The sequence below is a fragment of the Achromobacter sp. genome, from assembly GCF_032113835.1.
Lineage (GTDB): Bacteria > Pseudomonadota > Gammaproteobacteria > Burkholderiales > Burkholderiaceae_B > Achromobacter.
In genome coordinates this window covers 20498-39418 of record NZ_DAMCTG010000006.1, presented here as the reverse complement: position 1 = coordinate 39418, position 18921 = coordinate 20498, and the positions used below count along the sequence as shown (strand labels likewise).

15 protein-coding genes are annotated in these 18921 nt (G+C 65.7%); 8 read left to right on the top strand and 7 right to left on the bottom strand.

The genetic code is table 11. The annotated features are described in order from the left end of the window. Positions 1-4: 4 nt before the first annotated feature. Together RT697_RS04315 and RT697_RS04310 are read right to left on the bottom strand one after the other, a co-directional pair. Positions 5-331, bottom strand: a complete 327-nt coding sequence (locus RT697_RS04315) for a helix-turn-helix domain-containing protein (protein ID WP_313697143.1) — start codon at positions 329-331, stop codon at positions 5-7. A gap of 275 nt (positions 332-606) precedes the next feature. Beyond that, on the bottom strand, positions 607-1515 hold the full coding sequence (locus tag RT697_RS04310; protein WP_313697142.1) for a LysR substrate-binding domain-containing protein: 909 nt from the start codon (positions 1513-1515) through the stop codon (positions 607-609). Positions 1516-1794: 279 nt separating this feature from the next. Between RT697_RS04310 and RT697_RS04305 the strand changes: the two genes are divergently transcribed. Continuing rightward, positions 1795-2580 carry an SDR family oxidoreductase gene (locus RT697_RS04305; protein ID WP_313697141.1) on the top strand — a complete coding sequence of 262 codons (786 nt, stop codon included), beginning with the start codon at positions 1795-1797 and terminating at the stop codon, positions 2578-2580. Between the two features lie 42 nt (positions 2581-2622). Then, positions 2623-3558, top strand: coding sequence for a dihydrodipicolinate synthase family protein (locus tag RT697_RS04300; protein WP_313697140.1), 936 nt, complete (start codon positions 2623-2625; stop codon positions 3556-3558). Here RT697_RS04300 and RT697_RS04295 read toward each other — a convergent pair. Next, positions 3555-3842 carry a LysR substrate-binding domain-containing protein gene (locus RT697_RS04295; protein WP_409517396.1) on the bottom strand — a complete coding sequence of 96 codons (288 nt, stop codon included), beginning with the start codon at positions 3840-3842 and terminating at the stop codon, positions 3555-3557. The genes RT697_RS04300 and RT697_RS04295 overlap by 4 nt on opposite strands. A gap of 165 nt (positions 3843-4007) precedes the next feature. Here RT697_RS04295 and RT697_RS04290 point away from each other — a divergent pair, with 165 nt between their 5' ends. Further along, positions 4008-4712, top strand: coding sequence for a ribonuclease activity regulator RraA (locus tag RT697_RS04290; protein WP_313697139.1), 705 nt, complete (start codon positions 4008-4010; stop codon positions 4710-4712). Positions 4713-4784: 72 nt separating this feature from the next. Here RT697_RS04290 and RT697_RS04285 read toward each other — a convergent pair whose 3' ends face one another. Further along, positions 4785-5510: a glutamine amidotransferase-related protein gene (locus tag RT697_RS04285; RefSeq protein ID WP_313697138.1), complete on the bottom strand. Its 726-nt coding sequence runs from the start codon at positions 5508-5510 to the stop codon at positions 4785-4787. Between the two features lie 416 nt (positions 5511-5926). Here RT697_RS04285 and RT697_RS04280 point away from each other — a divergent pair, with 416 nt between their 5' ends. From RT697_RS04280 to RT697_RS04260, 5 genes are all read left to right on the top strand, one after another. Then, positions 5927-6430: a hypothetical protein gene (locus tag RT697_RS04280; protein ID WP_313697137.1), complete on the top strand. Its 504-nt coding sequence runs from the start codon at positions 5927-5929 to the stop codon at positions 6428-6430. A gap of 196 nt (positions 6431-6626) precedes the next feature. After that, positions 6627-7025 carry a hypothetical protein gene (locus tag RT697_RS04275; protein ID WP_313697136.1) on the top strand — a complete coding sequence of 133 codons (399 nt, stop codon included), beginning with the start codon at positions 6627-6629 and terminating at the stop codon, positions 7023-7025. Between the two features lie 185 nt (positions 7026-7210). Further along, positions 7211-9385 carry a TonB-dependent siderophore receptor gene (locus RT697_RS04270; protein ID WP_313697135.1) on the top strand — a complete coding sequence of 725 codons (2175 nt, stop codon included), beginning with the start codon at positions 7211-7213 and terminating at the stop codon, positions 9383-9385. Then, the gene (locus RT697_RS04265) at positions 9385-10377 is read left to right on the top strand and encodes an ABC transporter ATP-binding protein (RefSeq protein WP_313697134.1); all 993 of its coding nucleotides are present in this window, start codon (positions 9385-9387) and stop codon (positions 10375-10377) included. The genes RT697_RS04270 and RT697_RS04265 overlap by 1 nt, the downstream gene beginning before the upstream one ends. Beyond that, positions 10374-12155: an iron chelate uptake ABC transporter family permease subunit gene (locus RT697_RS04260; protein ID WP_313697133.1), complete on the top strand. Its 1782-nt coding sequence runs from the start codon at positions 10374-10376 to the stop codon at positions 12153-12155. Before RT697_RS04265 ends, RT697_RS04260 begins: the two co-directional genes overlap by 4 nt. 54 nt (positions 12156-12209) lie before the next feature. On the opposite strand, the gene RT697_RS04255 is transcribed toward RT697_RS04260, so the two are convergent. The 3 genes from RT697_RS04255 to RT697_RS04245 form a co-directional block, all read right to left on the bottom strand. Beyond that, positions 12210-14642, bottom strand: a complete 2433-nt coding sequence (locus RT697_RS04255) for a membrane-bound PQQ-dependent dehydrogenase, glucose/quinate/shikimate family (protein ID WP_313697132.1) — start codon at positions 14640-14642, stop codon at positions 12210-12212. A 96-nt stretch (positions 14643-14738) separates the two neighbouring features. After that, on the bottom strand, positions 14739-14972 hold the full coding sequence (locus tag RT697_RS04250; RefSeq protein WP_313697131.1) for a hypothetical protein: 234 nt from the start codon (positions 14970-14972) through the stop codon (positions 14739-14741). Between the two features lie 4 nt (positions 14973-14976). Next, complete coding sequence (locus RT697_RS04245) at positions 14977-18918, bottom strand: cobaltochelatase subunit CobN (RefSeq protein WP_313697130.1); 3942 nt, start codon at positions 18916-18918, stop codon at positions 14977-14979. Positions 18919-18921 lie beyond the last annotated feature (3 nt).

Genomic DNA, 18921 nt, shown 5'->3' with positions numbered 1-18921 from the left:
TGGGTCAGCAGGATGTGCAGCCCTCACTGTCAGTGACTGCGCACGGCGCACCTGCGCAGCAGTGTTCGGTCAGATACCCGAGCAGACCGTTCATGCGGGAAAAGTCGGCGCGGTAGATGAGGTTGCGGCCTTGCTGTTCGATCGTGACCAGCCCGGCATGCGCCAACTCTTTCAGATGGAATGACAACGTATTGCGCGCAACGGCGAGCTGGTCGGCAAGCACGCTGGGAGTCAGGCCTTCGGGACCGGCAGCGACCAGGGCGCGGAACACGCGCAGGCGTTGAGCATGGGCCAAGGCGGCAAGGGCGAGGACGGCATGATCTTCGTTCATGCGGCGAATAATACAACGATTGTTGAATTATTGAATGGTGGCTGGGGAAGATGGCGATTTTGGGAGGGCGCGGGCTAGACGTCTGCGTTGACGGATCGGTCGCGGAACCCGGTGTCTGACACCCTTTTACGGATTGGTCGCCGAACTAGGTGTCTGACACCCTCTGAGAGGTCGCTGCAAGTTGGCGTTCATCTCCCCAGGGTGTCAGACACCTGCCCACACCTGCCGCATCTTCCCAGGGTGTCAGACACCTGCCGCAAGCCACCAATCACAGATCAACGCTGGGATTCACCCGCCGCGCTTTCGTCCAGCAGCCAGTCCCGGAATGCCGCAACGGCGGGAATGGCCAGCTTATCGGGCGACGCCAGGAAAAAGTATCCCGCGCCGGTACTGAACTCCTCATCTAGCGCCGGCGCCAGCACGCCTTGCCGCAGCTCATCCTCCACCAGAAAGGTCGGCAACAGCCCAACGCCCAAGCCCGAAGCGACCGCCTGGATCAGGTGCGTGGTCAGTTCGAACTGAGCGCCCCAGCGCATCGAGCGCACGGGCAGACCGTGGGCTTCGAACCAGCGTTGCCACACGGCCGGACGGGCCGCGACCTGCAGCAGCACGTGCTGGACCAGGTCGGCCGGTTTGCGGATGTTCTGGCGCGCGGCGATCTCGGGGCTGATGACGGGGATGACCTGTTCATTCATCAGCCGATGCGGGACCAATCCCGGCCAGTCGCCGTCGCCGACGGCGATCACGGCGTCGATGCCGGCCAGATCCAGGTCGAAACGCGTCACGCGGGAATGCAGGTGAACCAGAATGCCGGGATGGCGGGCATAGAAGCGGTGCAGCCTGGGCATCAACCACTTCGCCGTAAACGTGGGCAAGGCGGCCAAATGGAAGGCGCCACGGCCGGTGCGGTGTGAAATGGCCTGAAGCGACGCGCTGCGGATGCGCTGCAGGGCGGCAGCCAGTTCCTTCTGGTAGCCCCGGCCCGCCTCGGTCAGTACGATCCGACGCTTCTCACGGCGAAACAGCGCCACTTCCAGAAGCTCTTCCAGCGCCTGCACCTGCCGGCTGACCGCGCTTTGCGTCAGCGCCAATTCGGCCGCAGCGCGCGTAAAGCTCAGATGGCGGGCGCTGGCTTCGAAGGCCAGCAGCAGGGACATGGAGGGGGTCAGGCGGCGCGGGTTCATTCAATTCGTGCATGAAATGCGTGACCCGAAATATAGCGGACTTGGCCAGGACCGCACAGTTCGCGCCATAGAGCGCAAGCCCAAGGCGGGACAGTTCATTCATAAAGCGAATGATCTATCCAACAATTTTCCGTTTTTCCGAAATGGGCATTCGCAAGAGAATGATCTCTACAGCGCGCACCTTGCGATCCATCAGGCGCGGGGCGGCGCGACGCGGTCAACATTGGGCGGCCGGAATCCGGTTTTGGCCGATCAAGCTTTTTTCGTACGGAGGTAAAGATGGATTTGGGTATCAAGAACAAGACGGCGCTGGTGTTGGGCGGCGGCGGTGGTCTGGGCAGCGCCATTGCACAGTCGCTGGCGCGCGAAGGCGCCAAGGTGGTCGTCGCCGATCTGAACCTGGACGCCGCGACGGCCACCGCCGACGGCATCAAGGCCCAGGGCCTGTCCGCCTTTGCCCTGCAATGGGATCTGCGTGCATTGGACGCCTTTGACAGCCAGGTGGCGTGGATCGAGGCCAACGTCGGTCCTGTCGATATCCTGGTCAACAACACCGGCGGTCCGCCGCCCACGCCGTCATTCGGGCAGCAGGCCGATCTTTGGCGCGAGCATTTCGAAGGCATGGTGCTGTCGGTCATCAAGCTGACCGATCGCATCCTGCCCGGCATGCGCGAACGGCAGTGGGGCCGCATCATCACCAGCACCTCGTCGGGCGTGATTGCGCCGATTCCGAATCTGGGCATCTCCAACGCGCTGCGCATGTCCCTGGTGGGGTGGTCGAAGACGCTGGCGCGCGAAGTGGGCAAGGACGGCATCACGTCGAACATCGTGCTGCCGGGCCGCATCGCGACGGCGCGCATTACGTTCTTGGACGAAGCGCGGGCAAAGCGCGAAGGGCGCAGCGTTGAAGACGTCAGCCGCGAGAGCACCGGCGCAATTCCCGTGGGCCGCTATGGTGATCCGCAAGAATACGGCGACGCGGTTGCGTTCCTGGCCAGCGCACGGGCCAGCTACATCACCGGATCGACGATCCGCGTGGACGGCGGCCTGATCGCCAGCATCTAAGGCCTGACGCCTGCCTCAACCAAATCATTGGAACAACTGACCATGAAACTGACTGCTGACGCGAAAGGCGTATTCCCCATCGCCCCGACGCCGTTCTTCGACGATGGTTCCGTCGACCACGCCTCGATTGACCGGATGATGGATTTCTACCTGGCGTGCGGCTCGACCGGCCTGACCGTATTGGGTCAACTGGGCGAAGCGCCCAAACTCGACTTCACGGAATCCCTGGAGATCGCCTCGCAGGTGATCGGCAAATCGCAAGGCATTCCCATCGTGGTGGGCGTGTCGGCGCCCGGGTTCGCTTCCATGCGTTCGCTTACGCGCGAAGTGATGGACCGCGGCGCTGCCGGCGTGATGATTGCGCCGCCCAACACCCTGCGCACCGACGATCAGATCGTCAACTACTACCACCAGGCGGTGGAGGCCATTGGCGACGACGTGCCGTTCGTGCTGCAGGACTATCCGCTGACCTTTTCCGTGCAGATGGCTCCCTCGGTCATCCGGCGGATCGTGACCGATCTGGCTTCGTGCGTCATGCTCAAGCACGAAGATTGGCCGGGCCTGGAGAAGATCTCGGCGCTGCGCCGCTTCGAAGCCGAAGGCGCCATGCGGCATATCTCGATTCTGTGCGGCAACAACGGCCTGTTCCTGGACTACGAAATGGCGCGCGGCGCTGACGGCGCCAACACCGGGTACTGCTTTCCGGACATGCTGTGCGACTTCGTCAAATGGGTAGGCGAGGGCAGGACCGAAGAGGCCCATGACCTGTTCGATGCGCACCTGCCGCTGCTGCGCTACGAGCAGCAGCCGGGTGTCGGGCTGGCCGTGCGCAAGTACGTGATGATGCGCCGGGGCATCCTGACCAGCGCAGCGCAACGCCGGCCGGGCAGTGCGCTGACCCCGCAGGCGCGGACCGAGGTCGACCATCTCTTGTCGCGCCTGGGCAAGCGCGACGCGCGGGCGCGGGATCTGGTCTAGGGCGTTGGCCGCAGACGTTCCGCCGCCTCCGCGATCCGTTGAGCGAGGAGGGCGGCGATCGGCTGCCGGCTGTCGGACGGGCGCTCGACCAGACCGATTTCCCGGTAGAACGTGGCGTCGCCCAGGTCTTTGGCGACGACGCCTCTGGGCAGCGTCAGCGCCTTGCTGAGCGGCAGCAGCGCAACGCCCACGCCCCGGCGCACCAGCTGGGCGATGGCTTGCAGCTCGTCCAGCTCGATGGACTCTTTGACCGACTCCCGCGAGCCGCTGGCGCAAGCGTGCAAGCGTCTTCGCGACGTCTGCGGGACACGTGAGCAAGGATCGCAGCCGCGGGGGCCATTTTTCGCAAGCGAACCCGCGGCCTACATTACGGGTGCGACGTTCCGTGTGGACGGCGGCCTGATTTCGGTGCTTAACGCGCCAGTTCTGATTTCACCAGGGAGAAACCCATGACCGTTTCCGACGAGGTTCAATTCAAGGCGCTGTCTGGCGTCACAACGGCAACACTGACCACGATTCTGCTCAAGAAAGGGCTGCGCAACGTCTGGATCCGCGGCGCGTTCCCGTTGGCGCAAGGCTTCGAACGCATCGTCGGCCGCGCGTTCACCGTGCGCTTCGTGCCCGCCCGCGAGGACCTGGCCACGCCGGAATCCTGGTCTTCGCCCAAGTCCAGCCGCGGCGCCATCGAGCAGATGCCCTCGGGCTGCATCGCGGTGGTCGACGCCATGGGCGTCAAGGACGCCGGCATCTGGGGCGACATCCTGTGCGCCCGCATGGCAAAGCGCGGCGTGGCGGGCCTCGTGACCGACGGCGTCGTGCGCGACCTGGCCGGTGTACTGGGAACCAAGCTGCCCGTCTGGGCGAGCGGTGCGGCCGCGCCGCCTTCGGTGGCCGGCCTGACCTTCGTGGATTGGCAGCAGCCCGTCGCCTGCGGCGGCGTGGCCATTTTTCCGGATGACGTGATCGTCGCCGATCAGGATGGCGCGGTCGTCATTCCGGCCGCGCTGCTGGCCGACGTGGTGGATGCCGCCGTCGAGCAGGAACGCTTTGAAGGCTGGATCATGGACGAGGTCAACAATGGCGCCGTCCTGCCGGGCCTGTACCCGCCGAACGAAGCCAACAAGGCGAAGTACGAGGCGTCCAAGAAGCGCTGACGCGTTGGGGATGTAATAAAGGCGATGCCGGCAAACCTGGCATCGCCTTTTTTGTTCTGGTTTTACGAGCGTTCAGGCCCGTGCGGGCTTGCCAATAGTGGCCACGAAGGCTCGTGCGATCCGGGCGCCGGCCTCGTCCGCGTCGGCCGCAAAGCGGGCCCGGTCCTCGGACGCCTGCGTTTCCAGCCATCCCGGCGCAATGCGATTGACCCGCTCGAGATTGCCGCGCGTCCAGTCGTGAACGACGTCGGCGCTGGCTTCGAAGTGGAATTGCATGCCGTATGTCGCCCGTCCCACGCGGAAACACTGATTCTGGACAGTTTCGGATTGGGCCAGAAGGAGGGCGGTCTCGGGCAGCGTGTACGTGTCGACGTGCCACTGAAAACTGGTGAAGCCGTCCTGCAACTCGGCAAACAGCGGATCCGCGCGCCCATCGTTGGTCACGGACAGCGGCGTCCAGGAGAACTCCCGCGCCACGCCCAGCAGGTTGTCGGCGCCATAGGCACGGGCCAGCACCTGCGCACCCAGGCATATGCCCAGCACGGACTTGCCGGCGTCGCCGAATTCGCGCATCAGCGCGGCAAGCTTGGGCAGGTAGGGATAAAGATCATCGTCGCGCGCGCTGGGCCAGCCGCCGGGGACGATCAGGGCGTCGAAGTCGTCCAGCGCAATGTCGCCGAGGCCGTCGCGATAGACGCGGAACCAGGTGATGTCGGCCTGGGCTTCGTTCAGCGCGCTCAGCAGAAGGCCAAGCTGCGTGTTCTCCATGGTTTCGATGATTGCGACGCGCGGGGTCATTGGGGTACTGGATTGGATGAGTCGGGGAGCCTTTGGCGGGCATCTTATCTGATGGCGGCCGGAGGACGGGGCGGAAACGGCTATTTCGAACTTTACATAATACACATTATGCGTATTTAAGGCATGTTTGGGGGTGGTGCCTACACAGTGACGCAACAACAAAAAATTGGTAGTTGAAGGATGTGAAATCCACGTTGAACGACCATCGCTGCCGACCGGTTCGCCCGTTGACGGGTGTGCCGACCCTCAGTTGCGCGCTTGTCACGGCCATTTCTCCTTTGGAGCAAGTGGCTTGGCAGCGGATCCGACAGCTCATCAAAAAATTTTTGGTTCGAATCGCCTTCGAATAAACAATCGCCCCTATACGGGTTGTGTCCTTTGGATCCCCAAAGGGCGGCTCATAACCTGGAATGTCCATGACGACCAACCATCTCCGACTTGCTCACCCCTTTACTCCCCCCTTTTCGGCGGGAATTGTTGCTGTAGCAGCTCTTCTGTTTGCTGTGTTCCTCCGGGGGGCCGAGGGCCATCCTTTTCGAGAGGTTCTGACCCAATTTTTAGGCTACGAAGTTCGTGCGACGTTAGAGCACTTGGCATCGGCGATTGCGTGTCCTATCTTGATTGCACTTCCGTTCTGGCCCTTCACGGGGACGACAGATTCATACTCAAACGCTCATCCATCAAGTGCTGGTTTCCGGGATGCTGCGCGCGCTTGGTTTGACCACGGGCAGCATCTGGTCGCGCTCGGAGCGGTCGGATACCTCGCCTGCTGCTTTGTTTGGGAATGGACTCAGGCCTACGTCGGCACTCTCGAAATGGCGCCTCGAGGCTTCCTACAATGGGAGCAGGTTGCTGCAGACATCTTCGGTGCTGTCGTCGGCGTGATGCTTGTTCGAAGGTTCTGCCGCAACTGCCGCTAGGAGACGCCGGCGGGCGTTTGCTCCCTGGCCGCTCCAGGCTCAAGCCCCATCCTGAACCGCCTGGAATACGTAATTCTCCGTAGCGATTCAGGGCTTCCTCTTGACGATTCCCAATTGAACGAATCCTGCCGCCCTGCAAGTCCGACGTGCTTCCGAACCACTCGCGGGGCGGCCGGCGGCCCGACTTGCACGCCGCATGAACGACGTGCAGCGGTCCGGTTTTACTAAACCCTTCCGCCATTCCCGGTTCATCGATTTCACTATTAAGATCACCAACTTATCCTGCGATCCGATTGCATCCACGCTCAACTCCCACTGCGCATTGCAATGTCCGGAGTACGAATCCACGTTCGGTGCGCCCCTCGCTGAGGCTCCGTATATGACCACAACCTACTTTGGTTTGCCCATCGTGAAAGACCGTCTGGTTCGATTGGAAGACATTCGTCGTCTTCCATTCTTCTCGTTCTGGGAGGAAAGCAGTCGCGGATCGGCGTTATGCGAAGGTGATGACGGAGAGCTCTTCGTGTACCTGCACGACTGGGAAAGTTTCTCGGACATGTTTATCAAGACAGGCAAGCATCGTCACAGCGGTTAACCCCCTTCTTACACGCTTCGAACCCTCTCCGACTCCGACCATTTGAGAATTGAAAGTTACGTTATAACATTCGATTTCATAACAAGACGGCCATGTCCCTTCGTTGGAATTCGGCCGTCAGATGCGCCCGGCCAGGCATCCAGGGGGATCGCCGCAAACGCCCGCGCATTCATTCGGAGAAGTTCATGCGTTCTGACCTGTCGGGCGCCACTGCCCGCAGCAACCGCCGGCAGCGGACCTGCCTTGCCCTGATTTCGCTTGCCATCGCCCCACTGCCGGCCTTCTCGGCCGAAACGGTGGAAGCGGCGGAGTCGGTGGAAGATTCGACTCAGAAGCTCGAAACCATCACCGTCATCGGCACGCGCGAACGCCCTTACCGCGCCATTGTGGCGCCCACTGCCAACAAGAGCGACACGCTGGTCAAGGAGACGCCTTTTTCCATCCAGACCGTTACACGGGAATTGATCGAGGACCGCGGCGTCACCACCTTGGGCGGCGCGGTCAGCACGGTGCCGGGCGTGACCAGCCAGGTCGGCTGGGGCGGCAGCAACGACCGCTTTCGCCTGCGGGGCTTTGCGACATCCGCGAATCTGAAGAACGGGTTTAGGCGCAGTGTCTTCGCACCGGTCGACGAACTGGTGAACATCGAACAGATCGAGGTGCTGAAAGGCCCCGCATCGGCGCTGTATGGCCGCTTCGAACCCGGTGGCGTCGTCAACATCGTGACCAAGAAGCCGCTGGACAAGGCGCAGACGGACATCGACTTCACGGCGGGCCGGTACGACTTCTACCGCGCCACCATCGACAGCACCGGCCCGTTGGGCGAGACACTGGGCTACCGCCTGACCGGCTCACTGCAAAGCAATCACAGCTTCCGCGATTTCGTGGACAACCAGACGCAGTTCGTGTCGCCTGTGTTCCAGTGGACGCCCTCTTCCCGCACCACGGTCACGGCGGAATTCGAGTTCGGGCACAAGGAGGCGGCATTCGACCGGGGCTTCGGCAACAGCCCGTTGTTCCTGGACGTGCCGATTCACTACAACTACGGCGAACGGAATGCGAAGCTGAAGAACGACAGCGCGCTGGCCAGCCTGGTGCTCGATCACAAGTTCGAGAGCGGATGGGACCTGCGCGCGGGTGTGCAGGGGTCCTGGGCGCGCTCCGATGCGCATTGGTATGCCTATGGATTTCCGCCGGTCAGCGGGGCCGGCACCAGCGATCCCATCGTCAATCGGCGGTTCCAGCGCAGCATCGACACGCAGAAGGACACGTCGGTGCTGGCCGAGGCGTCACGGCGGTTCACCACCGGGCCGGTCGGCCATCGCGTCCTGATCGGCGCGGACTACAACTACGACGACTGGGACTTCACGGCCGATGCCTACATGAACCGCCTGGGATTTCCCGTCAACCTGCCGATCAGCCTGTGGAATCCGGTGCATGGCGTGCAGACCGGACCGCTGCAGCATTACGATTCGTCGCGCTACACGAGCCACAACGTCGGCTTGTACGCGCAGGACGAAATGTCGTTCGGCAAGCAGTGGCGCTTGCTCCTGGGCTTGCGCCATGACCGTGCGCGCACGACCGGCGAAGCCGAGTATCTGGCAACGGACGGCGCGCTCAAGCGCTCGGACGATGCGTGGTCCCCGCGGATGGGCCTGACCTGGACGCCACGCGAGGAAGTGTCCTTGTACGGAAGCTGGTCCAGGTCCTTCCTGACCGAGCCCGGCGGCGGAATGCTGCGCAGTGGCAGCCTGCCCGAGCCATCGCGCGGCGAGCAGTTTGAAGTGGGCGCCAAGTTCAGCCTGCTGGACGGCCGCCTGGAGCCCACGATCGCGCTTTTCGACATCCGCCGCACCAATGGCGTGGTGAGCGACCCGGAGGATTTCAACTACGTGATCCAGGTGGGCGAGCAGCGCAGCCGCGGCTGGGAGCTCGACGTGCCTTACACCATCACGCCGCAGTGGCGTCTGTTGGCAAGCTATACGCATCTGACGGCGGAGATCACCGAGGACAGCGACCCTGCCATCCAGGGCAATCTGGTCGCCAACGCGCCGCGCCGTTCGGCCAGCCTTTGGACGACCTACGACCTCGAGGGCTGGGCCCGCGGACTGCGGCTCGGCCTGGGCGCCACCTATGTGGGCGCGCGCCAGGCCAACACCGCCAACAGCTTTGAACTGCCCTCCTACACCCGCTGGGATGCCAACGCGATCTACCGCTTTGGGCCGGCCGATCGCTACCGGCTGCAATTGACGGTCCAGAATTTGACCAACAAGCGTTACTACGAATCGGGCGGCGCCTTCGTGCCCACCTATCCCGGCGCGCCGCGCACGGTCATGGTGTCGTTCGGGGTCCGGCTCTGATGGCATTGCTTGCACAAGGCCTGGTGGCCGGCTACGACGGCCGGCCGCTGCTGGGTCCTTACGCGTTGAATGCGCCGCGCGGAGACTTCGTGTGTCTGATCGGGGCCAACGGCGCGGGAAAGTCGACGCTGATCCGCACGCTATGCGGCATGCAGCCCGCGCTGGCGGGAGACATCCTGCTGGACGGCCAGCCGCTGGCGGCGCAGTCGAGCCGCGAACGCGCGCGCCTTTTGGCGGTGGTGCTGACCGATCGCGTCGACACGATGCTGATGACGGGCTACGAGCTGGCGTGCCTGGGCCGTTATCCGCACATCGGCTGGGGCGGCAGGCTGCGCCACGCGGACCACGACATCGTGCAGACCGCCCTGTTGCAGGCGGGCGCGATGCCGCTGGCGGCCAGGCTGGTGTCGCACCTGTCCGACGGCGAGCGCCAGCGGATCATGATCGCGCGCGCGCTGGCGCAGCAGCCCAGGCTGCTGGTGCTGGACGAGGCCACCGCCTTTCTGGACCTGCCGCGCCGGATCGAACTGATGCAGTTGCTCCAGGACCTGGCGCATCAGCAGCAGTTGAGCATCGTGCTTTCCACGCATGACCTGGAACTTGCGTTGCGGTATGCCGATGCGTTGTGGGTCATCGACGGCAAGCGCCGCCTGCACACCGGCGCGCCCGAAGACCTGGCGCTGAACGGCGCGCTGTCGGCAGCATTTTCCGCCGATGGCCTGGCGTTCGATCTGGACCGGGGCGAATTGCGCGTGGGCCGTGGCGGCGGGAATCCGATACGCGTGAACGGCAGCGGCGTGCGGCGCGTGTGGGCGCAACGCGCCCTGCAGCGCCTGGGGTATTGCGTGCAGGACGATGCCACTACGGCCATCGATGTGCTGGACGATGGCTATACGTTGTCGCTGGCGCCGGGCGGCGTCTCGCGGCACGGCACCTTGGCGGAAGTGGCCTCGGCGTTGCGCATGGCGGCTGAAGCGCGAGGACAGGCATGACGGCCCCGAGGGACGCCATTCAGGCCTGCATCGCGGGCGCGTTTCTGACGACGCTGCTTGCCGGGTGCATGCAGGTTTCCGCGCCGCCCGTGCAGGCGCTGCCCCGTCAGACGGTCGGGCCGGAAGGCCCTGCGCACAACCTGCAGGCCGCCTGCGTGGACGGCTATGAACCCGGCGTGGACTACTTTCCGGACAAGGTGGCGTTCAGGCATTCGTCGCAGTTGCAGGTCGAGTACGGGCCGAACTTCAAGCGCGTGCGCTTCACGCCCAGCGTGGCCACGGGCGAGGTGCTGGACTTTCTGTTCGTCCAGTGCGGCACCCCGGCGCCGCCGCATGGCCCGCACGAGCCGGTGATCCAGGTGCCCATCCAGCGGCTCGTGACCGGCAACTCGGCGATCCTGGGCGCGCTGGACGAGCTGGGCATGGTGGACGTCCTGGTGGGCTCGGAAAATGTGCGCAACGCCACGGTGCCCGCCGTCCGTGAGCGGATCCAGGCCGGACGGGTCCACGACATGTGGGGCTATGGGCACGCGAGCATCGAACAGGTCATGGCCGTGAGGCCCGACGTGTACTTGAGCTTTTATTCCGCATATCCGGCGGCCAACATGCATCCGCGCCTGTGGGAATTGGGCGTGCGCGCCCTGCCGCAGGCGGACCACCACGAGACCCATCCGTTGGGCCGGGCGGAATGGCTCAAGCTGCTTGCGCTGCTGGGCAACCGGGAAGCGCGGGCGAACGACCGCTTCGACCGCATCGAGGCGGAGTACCAGCGGCTGGCCGCGCTGATCGCCCTGCTGTTCGTCGCGGAACTGACGCTGGGCAGCGTCGCGATCCCGTTGAAGGCGGTGTTGCAGTCGCTGCTGTCGGACGCCACGCCGGACAATCCGGCCTGGCGCGACATCGTGCTGGGCTTTCGCGCGCCACGCGCGGTGAACGCGATGATGTCCGGCGCGGCGCTGGGCGTGGCCGGACTGATGCTGCAGACGCTGTTTCGCAATCCGCTCGCCGATCCGTTCGTGCTGGGCATCGTGCACGGCGCGCGCCTGGGCTGCGCGGTGCTTGTCACGTTCGCCGGCGTGGCGGGCAACGCTTTCCTGTTGCGCTACGGCCTGGTCGGCGACGTGGGCATGGCGGTGGCGTCGATCACGGGGTCCACCCTGGTTCTGCTGCTGTTGGCACGGCTTTCGCGCAACATCGGTCTTGTGACGCTGCTGATCGTGGGGTTGATGCTGGGCTATCTGGCGGTAGGCCTGATCAGCGTGCTGATGCACTTCATCGACGAAACACAGGCGCGCGCCTTCAAGGTCTGGGACGACGCCAGTTTCGCGGGCGCCACGCGCCAGCAGTTGCAGATCCTGGTGCCTGGCCTGCTAGCCGGCATGGCGGCGTGCGCGCTGCTGGTCAAGCCGCTCAATGGACTGTTGCTGGGCGAGCGCTATGCGCAGTCGATGGGGCTGCGCGTCGTGGCGGTCAAGCGCGGCGCGTTGTTCGCGGCGGCCTGGCTGTGCGGGCTGGTGTCCGCGTTTTGCGGGCCGGTGGCCTTTCTGGGTCTGGTCGCGGCGCAGGTCGCGCGCGCGATCATGCGCACGGCCGACCACCGCGTGCTGCTGCCGGCCGCCGGGCTGACCGGCGCGGCTTTGGGTCTTGCCGCGGATCTGGTGGTGCATCTGCCCTGGAGCCGCCACGTCTTCCACCTGAACGCGGTCATCGGCCTGGTGGGCGCGCCGGTGGCGTTGTACATGCTGTACCGCACCCGCGCGCTGCAATCCCGGCTTTGAACCAAAGAAAAAGGCGCTCCGAAGAGCGCCTTGATCCTTCGCTTACCGCACCGTTCAGATCTTGCCCGGCAGTGCGTAGGCGATCACGTAGTCGCCGCGGTCGGGCGAGTTGCGGGCGCCGCCGGCCGAGATGACGATGTACTGCTTGCCATCGGCGGTCGACTTGTAGCTGATGGGCGTGCCCTGGCTGCCGACCGGCAGACGGACCTTCCACACTTCCTTGCCCGTGCCGGCATCGTACGCACGCAGGTAGTAGTCCTGCGTCGCGGCGATGAACACCAGGCCGCCCTGCGTGGCGAGCGTGCCGCCGATGGTGGGCATGCCAATCGGAATCGGCAGGCCCAGCTTGACGCCGAACGGGCCGGTGTCCTGCACGGTGCCGACCGGCACCTGCCAGACCATCTTCTGCGTCTTCAGGTCCACAGCGGTCAGCGTGCCGAACGGCGGCGCCTGGCACGGGATCTCCAGCGGCGACATGAAGCGCACCTTGGCGTTGATCGCGTAGGGCGTGCCGGACAGCGCCACGGGGCCCTGGATCGCGGCGGCTTCATTGCCGTCGCTCTTCTTGGCGTTGGCGCCGGCTTCGACCAGTTGCACTTCCAGGCCGACGCGCATGTCGTTGATGAAGAGGTAGCCGTTGACCGGGTCGTTCGAGATGCCGCCCCAGTTCATGCCGCCCAGCGAGCCGGGCAGGTTCAGCGACGGATCCGTGCCGGGCGGCGTGAAGAGGCCCGTGTAGCGCTTGGACTTGAAGTGAATGCGGCACAGCAGTTGATCGAACGGCGTGGCGCCCCACATGTCCGATTCCTTCATGTCGTTCGCGCCGATCGAAGGCATGCCGACGGAGAAAGGCTGGGTCGGCGAGTAGGTTTCGCCGGGGATGTTGCCGGCCGGCACCTTGCGTTCTTCGACGCGGGTCAGCGGCTTGCCGGTCTGGCGGTCCAGCACGAAGATCTGGCCGGCCTTGGTGCCGAACACCAGCGCAGGCACGGTCTTGCCGTCGACGGGGAAGTCGGCAAAAGACGGCTGCATCGGGACGTCGAAGTCCCACAGGTCGTCGTGCACGGTCTGGTAGACCCACTTCTCGCGGCCGGTGCTGGCGTCGACGGCCAGCACGGACGCGCCGTACTTGCGGTCGAGCGCCGTGTGCTTCACGCCCCACAAGTCCACCGCGGCGCTGCCTACCGGCATGAACACGGTGTTCGACTGCGCGTCATAGGACATCGGCGCCCACACGTTCGGGGTCGAGCGTGCGTAGGTCTGGCCGTCGGCGGGCGCGGCCTGGTCTTCCGGATTGCCCGGATCGAAGGCCCAGCGCAGCTCGCCGGTAATCACGTCGAAACCGCGCACCACGCCGCCGGGCATGTCGGTGCTGACGTTGTCCGCCACGCGGCCGCCGATCACGATGGTGGTGCCGGCCAGCGTCGGGGCCGAGGTCGGGTAGTACTCGCCCTTGTCGGCGCCCTTGCCCATGCCGGCGCGCAGATCCACGCGGCCTTCCTTGCCGAAGTCGGCGCAGAAGGCGCCGGTGTCGGCGTCCAGCGCGATCAGCTCGGGCGTCACGCTGTTCATCAGAATGCGGCGGCGGCAGGCGGCGCCGGCGTCCAGGCTCACGGCCTTGACCGGCGTCGCGCCTTCGACGGTGGGCTGCTCAAGCGGCGCATCGATATCGAAATAGGCCAGGCCGCGGCAACGCATCCACTTCTTCTGCTTGGCGTTGATCTCGACCTTCCACAGTTCCTTGCCCGTGGTGGCGTCCAGCGCGATCACGTTGTTGTGCGGGGTGCACAGGAACACGCGGTTGCCGATCTGCAGCGGGGTCTGCTGGTCTTCGGCGCCGCCGCCACCGGGGCTGACCGGGGTGTCGCCAGTGCGGTAGGTCCACGCGACCTCAAGGTCCTTCACGTTGTCGCGCGTGATCTGGTCCAGCGCCGCAAAGCGCGTGCCGCCGGCAGTGTTGCCGTAGTGCGCCCAGTCCTTCTGCTCCTGGCCGGGTGCGACGGGCTTGAGCGCCAAGGTCTCGCCTTGCGACACGGGCGCGTGCGGCACGAACATGCCGGCCACGGTCGCGATGAAGGCAAGCGCCAGCACGGCCGCCGCGATGCGGGACGGCGCCGGATTGGCCGGCAGCTTCTGCGCGCGGCGCAGCAACGGCTGCGACAGCGCGACCAGGATGCCGAAGCCCACAAACACGAGGACGCGGGAGACGAGCGGCCAGAACTGCAGGCCGGCGTCGATGACCGCCCAGATGGCGGTGCCGACCAGCGCCAGCGCGAAAAGCAGACCGCCATTGGCACGGCGGCGGGCGATCTGGATGCCGGAGATGGCAAGCACCACGCCGCACACCACGAAATACCAGCTTCCGTTCAGCGCCACCAGGCGTGCGCCGTGGTAACCGAAAAAGAGCCCGGCGGCCAGAATGCACGCGCCCAGCACAAACAGCCACGCTTTTGCGAGCGCGGACAGGTCTTTATGTTGTTGATTCATGAGGGATTCCAAAACGAGACGGCCACTCAGTCAGCAATGCGTCTCAATGACCGGCCCAGAGTATAAGGGTTTGTCCTAGGTCAAGGAATCCCGAAATCACAGCTTGATCTGGTTCGGGTTCAACTGCATTCCGTACGCGGCGCCCCATCGGTCGTACGAACGGATCCATAGCGTCCCGCAGGCCGAGCACGAAAAGTGCGCGTGGTGGCGGCCTGCATGTTCCGGCCCAGTGGCGTCCACCTGCTGGACGCCCCGGTACATCAGGCGCGGGTGCGCCTCGACCCGGCCGCCGTTCGCCAGCGCATGGCAATGCGGGCATAGCCCATTCATCGCATCACCATCTTGGACGCATGAGCAGGCCCACGAAGACGGCGATCAAGGCGGCCAGGGCCAGCGGCCAGTGATGAGAAGCGGCGGGATCCGGCGCGTCGGCGGCCTGGCGCGCTTGCAGCGCATAGCCTTCGACGACGGTGTTCCCGGTCGCCTGATTGGCGGTCTCGTTGCCCGTCTGGTTCGCGGTCTGGTTCGCCGCCTGGTTCGCGGTCTGGCCACCCGGCGCGCGCGTCGGCGCCTGTTGCGTCCCCGGCGATGCGCCGCAGTCCGCGGCGGCGCATGCGTTTTGCGCGGCTTGCCGGCTGTCCGCCAGCGCCGCGGCCAATTCGTTGCGCTGCTGCGCGTCGGCCTTCCATGCGCCGCGGTCGATGGCCGCCAGCAGCGTCTCGATGAGTTTTTCCCGAGCCGCCGGGTTGCTGGTCTCGAAGTACGTCTTCAGGCCCAGGTCATGCTTGTCGTCGACATACACCTCCTTGACATGCGCCCAGTCCGCGTCGCTGACGAGGTCGGGTGTGGTCGTGTCCCACAGCAGCAGATTGGCCGGCAGCTCGGCCATGTAGCGGGCGCCGTTGTAGCCGCTGCCCTGCATGGCCTGGATCCACGCGGGATTGAAGTAACGCGTGGCGAGCTCCCGATTGAACGTTCGCGACAGCGATTCCATCCGTACTTCGCCCCGCCGCATGTTCCGCGTATCGGCCACGTAGTTGCTGATCTGGCGTCCGGTCTGCTGGCGCACCGCCATGCCGATTCCGCCCAGATAGGCAGCCGGCATGCTGGTATCCAGCAGGCCATAGGCGTTCGAGCTGCGGCTGAAGACTGCGGCATCCACGCCCGAGAGCTGGGCGGCGAAAGCCTCGGCGTCGGCAGCGCCCGAGTCGGTTTCCCCGTAGGCATGGCCGAGCCGGTCCGTATACAGGCGGGTCAACCGTTCGTCGGTCCATTCGGCGCCCGCCTGAATGGCAAATTGGGTCGATGGCGAATAGGCGCCGGGCGCGGTCGAGTAGATGCGCCGCCCGGCGCGGGTGGCGGCTTCAGCCGGCGCGACGCCCGCCGCGATCAGGATGCGGCGCGTATTCTGCTCGCTTTGGCGCACCGGGTTGTCGGCCTCGGGCGCCGACGCCGCCAGCCGCGCGGCCTTGGCAAGCATGGCGATCTTGTCGCGGAAATGATCGCGGTAGGTGCCGGACGTGGTGACCAGCACGTCGACGCGCGCCCGCCCCAACGCCGCGCGGTCTTCCAGCGCCACATCGACCACTTCTCCCCGCGGATTCCAGACGGGCCGGGTGCCGAGCAGCCGCATGATCTGCGCTTCGATCATCCCTTCGTTCTGGGCGGATTCGCCCGACCACAGCACGAAGGCGACCTTGCCCGGCACGCCGCCATGCTCGCGCTGGTAGTTGGCGACCAGTTCGTCGGCCAGCTTCGCCCCCTGCTCCCAGGCCTGCTTGGTCGGCAGGCGGCGGGTTTCCGACGTGTAGGGATTGCGGCCTGGCGGCAGCGCGTCCGGGTTGCGGATAGCGTCCGCCATCGGTCCCGGCGAGACATAGCGGCCGGCCAGCGCGCCGATCACGGCGTCCATTTCCCGCGGCGCAGCCAGGATGCGCTCGGCGTACGTTTGAATCCGGGTGGTGGTTTCCGCAGGCAGCGCGGACGGCTCCCCGTCCAGCACGGCGCGCACGGCGTCGATCGCAGGCGCGTCGGCCGAGTCGCCCGCCAGCATCGCCTGCACCATGCTCGCCACCGTGTCCGGCCCAGGCGCCTGTCCCAGCACGTGGCCGCCAATTGGCGTGACCGCGCTGTCCAGTTCCTGCAGGTAGGCCTGCAGGGCCGCCGCGAGCGCTGGCCATTCGGCCGTCTGCGGGTCCAGATCGAGCGCCGCGGCAAACGGCTGCGCCGCCGTGCGCACCGCGTCCTGCGTGGCAGGCGCGGCCGCACTGGCCGCCTCAATCGCCTGTCGCAGCGCCTGCACTTGCGGCGCGGGCGGGAGACGTCCGATGGGCGGCATGAAGCCGATCGTCACGGCCTGCGTGCGGCGTTTGTTGCCCACGCCGCCGTTGGCCTGCAGGGGCGTGGGCTGGATGTGCGGCACGTTGCCGATCAGCGCGCCCACCCAGTCGTCGCGGCTGGGTCCTTGCTGTTTGCCGGGCATCAGCGACAGTTGCGTGAAGATCGGCAGATAGGCGTCGGCGTGCCAAGCCTGCTGCATCCAAAGATAGAACGCGATGTATTGATGGTGCGGCGCCAGCGCGCCGGTCGAACGCAGCGCCCCGGCATCCTGCAGGTAACCCCACACCGGATGCGGCATCAGCGCGACCTTGCCGAATCGCAGGATGGGCAGCACGATCGCGCGTTTTCTGTCGGGACCGGTATGCACCATGAGCCGGCCGGGCGGCGGGCCCCACTGGGCTTCGGTCTGCGTGCGCAACGCCTGCGGCAGGCGTGCATAGGCGCGCAGGTAATCGGCTTCGGGCAGCAGCACCGCGTTGCCATCGCGTACGCGCCGCGCCATTTCTTGTTGTGCCGCCTGTGTCTGCGCAGGATCGCGCGCCGGCTGGGTCGGATCCCACAGGCCGCCATCGATGTTGGACGCGTCGCGCGCCATCATTCGGGCAAGTTGGGCGGCGTCGGGCAGTTCGGCATCGCCCACGTCGTAGCCTTCGTTACGCAGCCGCTTGAGCAACGCAGCCAGACTGGCCTGCGCATCCAGATACGTATCCGGATCGCTGCCGACGTCGGCTTGGTCCGCGGCTTCACTGTGGAAGGCGACGACGATCCGCTTGTCGTGGTTGGCCATGCGATGCAGCCGGGCCCAGGCCAGCGCCCGGGCCACGCGCCATTCGACCTGTTCGAGGATCGGCATATGGCGCACCGCGCCGTCGGGCTGCACGACGCGCGCGCCGACCATCATGGGCTCGACGATGCCGCTGACTTCGGACAACGCCAACTGACCGCTGCGATCCGGGGCGAACCCGCCGATGTCACGCCGCCACTCGTCCGGGGTGCGCGTGTAATCGGTGGTGCAGCCCAGCACCGTAACGCCCAGCGCCCTTGCCTGCTCCACGCCGGCGCGATGATCGCGGTAATCGATCTGGCTGGCGCACAGGATCAGCACATCGACGGCCGCCCGCCCGTCCTTTCCCATGAACGATTGCAGGGAGTCGCGGCTGTCGCTGCGCCAGATCGGCACGGGCATTCCGCCCTGGCGTTCGACTTGCGTGATGAGCGCATCGATCACGCCGGTGTTCTCGCCCAGGGCAAGGCTGCGATAGAACAGGATGCCGACCCGCGGCCTGGCCGACGCGTCCGGCAGCCGCTGGCCCATCCATGCCAGGTAGTCCTCGCGCGATTCAAATGCTTGGGCATGCGCGGGGTGGTAATAGGCATGATCGGCGTATCGGACCGGGGGCTCAACATCGCCCGGCATTCCCAGCAGGCGCACCCCCAGATAGCCAAAGAGCCGGACGTAATTGCTAACGGTGGCGTTGCGCCAGTAGACGATGGCGTCCGGCGCGCTGTCCGCCGCCACGTTGCCGCGCAGCCATTCCGACCCGTTGATCACCAGCACGCGCGTGCGCGCGCCCGCCGCGTCGAACTGGCTGCGGTACTGGGCGAGCTTCGGCCCCACGCCCTCGACCAGGACGAGGTCATACGCACCGAGGTCCACGCCGTCGATACCCGGCAGCTGTCCCGTTCCGAGCCCGAACAGATCGATCTGGAACTTGCCGGCCAGACGCTGCACGGCCGCGCGCAGCGTGGTCGGCTGCTGGGCAATTTCGATCGACACCACGGCGATCCGCGGCGGCGCGGCCGGGATGGCGGGGTTGGCGGGGTTCGCCAACCCAGTCTTCATGCCGGGCAACGATAGCAGCCAGGCCATCAAGGCAAGCCGTGCGAAGGCCAGGCATCGCTGCAAGGCTGGGTAGTTGTTCAACGTGGATGTCATGGC

What these genes read in the sequence shown, in the direction of transcription:
- RT697_RS04305 (WP_313697141.1), top strand. Translation starts at nt 1,795, where the DNA reads ATGGATTTGGGTATCAAGAACAAGACGGCGCTGGTGTTGGGCGGCGGC.
- RT697_RS04285 (WP_313697138.1), bottom strand. Translation starts at nt 5,510, where the DNA reads ATGACCCCGCGCGTCGCAATCATCGAAACCATGGAGAACACGCAGCTT.
- RT697_RS04255 (WP_313697132.1), bottom strand. Translation starts at nt 14,642, where the DNA reads ATGAATCAACAACATAAAGACCTGTCCGCGCTCGCAAAAGCGTGGCTG.
- RT697_RS04260 (WP_313697133.1), top strand. Translation starts at nt 10,374, where the DNA reads ATGACGGCCCCGAGGGACGCCATTCAGGCCTGCATCGCGGGCGCGTTT.
- RT697_RS04245 (WP_313697130.1), bottom strand. Translation starts at nt 18,918, where the DNA reads ATGACATCCACGTTGAACAACTACCCAGCCTTGCAGCGATGCCTGGCC.
- RT697_RS04275 (WP_313697136.1), top strand. Translation starts at nt 6,627, where the DNA reads ATGAACGACGTGCAGCGGTCCGGTTTTACTAAACCCTTCCGCCATTCC.
- RT697_RS04265 (WP_313697134.1), top strand. Translation starts at nt 9,385, where the DNA reads ATGGCATTGCTTGCACAAGGCCTGGTGGCCGGCTACGACGGCCGGCCG.
- RT697_RS04290 (WP_313697139.1), top strand. Translation starts at nt 4,008, where the DNA reads ATGACCGTTTCCGACGAGGTTCAATTCAAGGCGCTGTCTGGCGTCACA.
- RT697_RS04280 (WP_313697137.1), top strand. Translation starts at nt 5,927, where the DNA reads ATGACGACCAACCATCTCCGACTTGCTCACCCCTTTACTCCCCCCTTT.
- RT697_RS04310 (WP_313697142.1), bottom strand. Translation starts at nt 1,515, where the DNA reads ATGAACCCGCGCCGCCTGACCCCCTCCATGTCCCTGCTGCTGGCCTTC.
- RT697_RS04300 (WP_313697140.1), top strand. Translation starts at nt 2,623, where the DNA reads ATGAAACTGACTGCTGACGCGAAAGGCGTATTCCCCATCGCCCCGACG.
- RT697_RS04315 (WP_313697143.1), bottom strand. Translation starts at nt 331, where the DNA reads ATGAACGAAGATCATGCCGTCCTCGCCCTTGCCGCCTTGGCCCATGCT.
- RT697_RS04270 (WP_313697135.1), top strand. Translation starts at nt 7,211, where the DNA reads ATGCGTTCTGACCTGTCGGGCGCCACTGCCCGCAGCAACCGCCGGCAG.
- RT697_RS04250 (WP_313697131.1), bottom strand. Translation starts at nt 14,972, where the DNA reads ATGAATGGGCTATGCCCGCATTGCCATGCGCTGGCGAACGGCGGCCGG.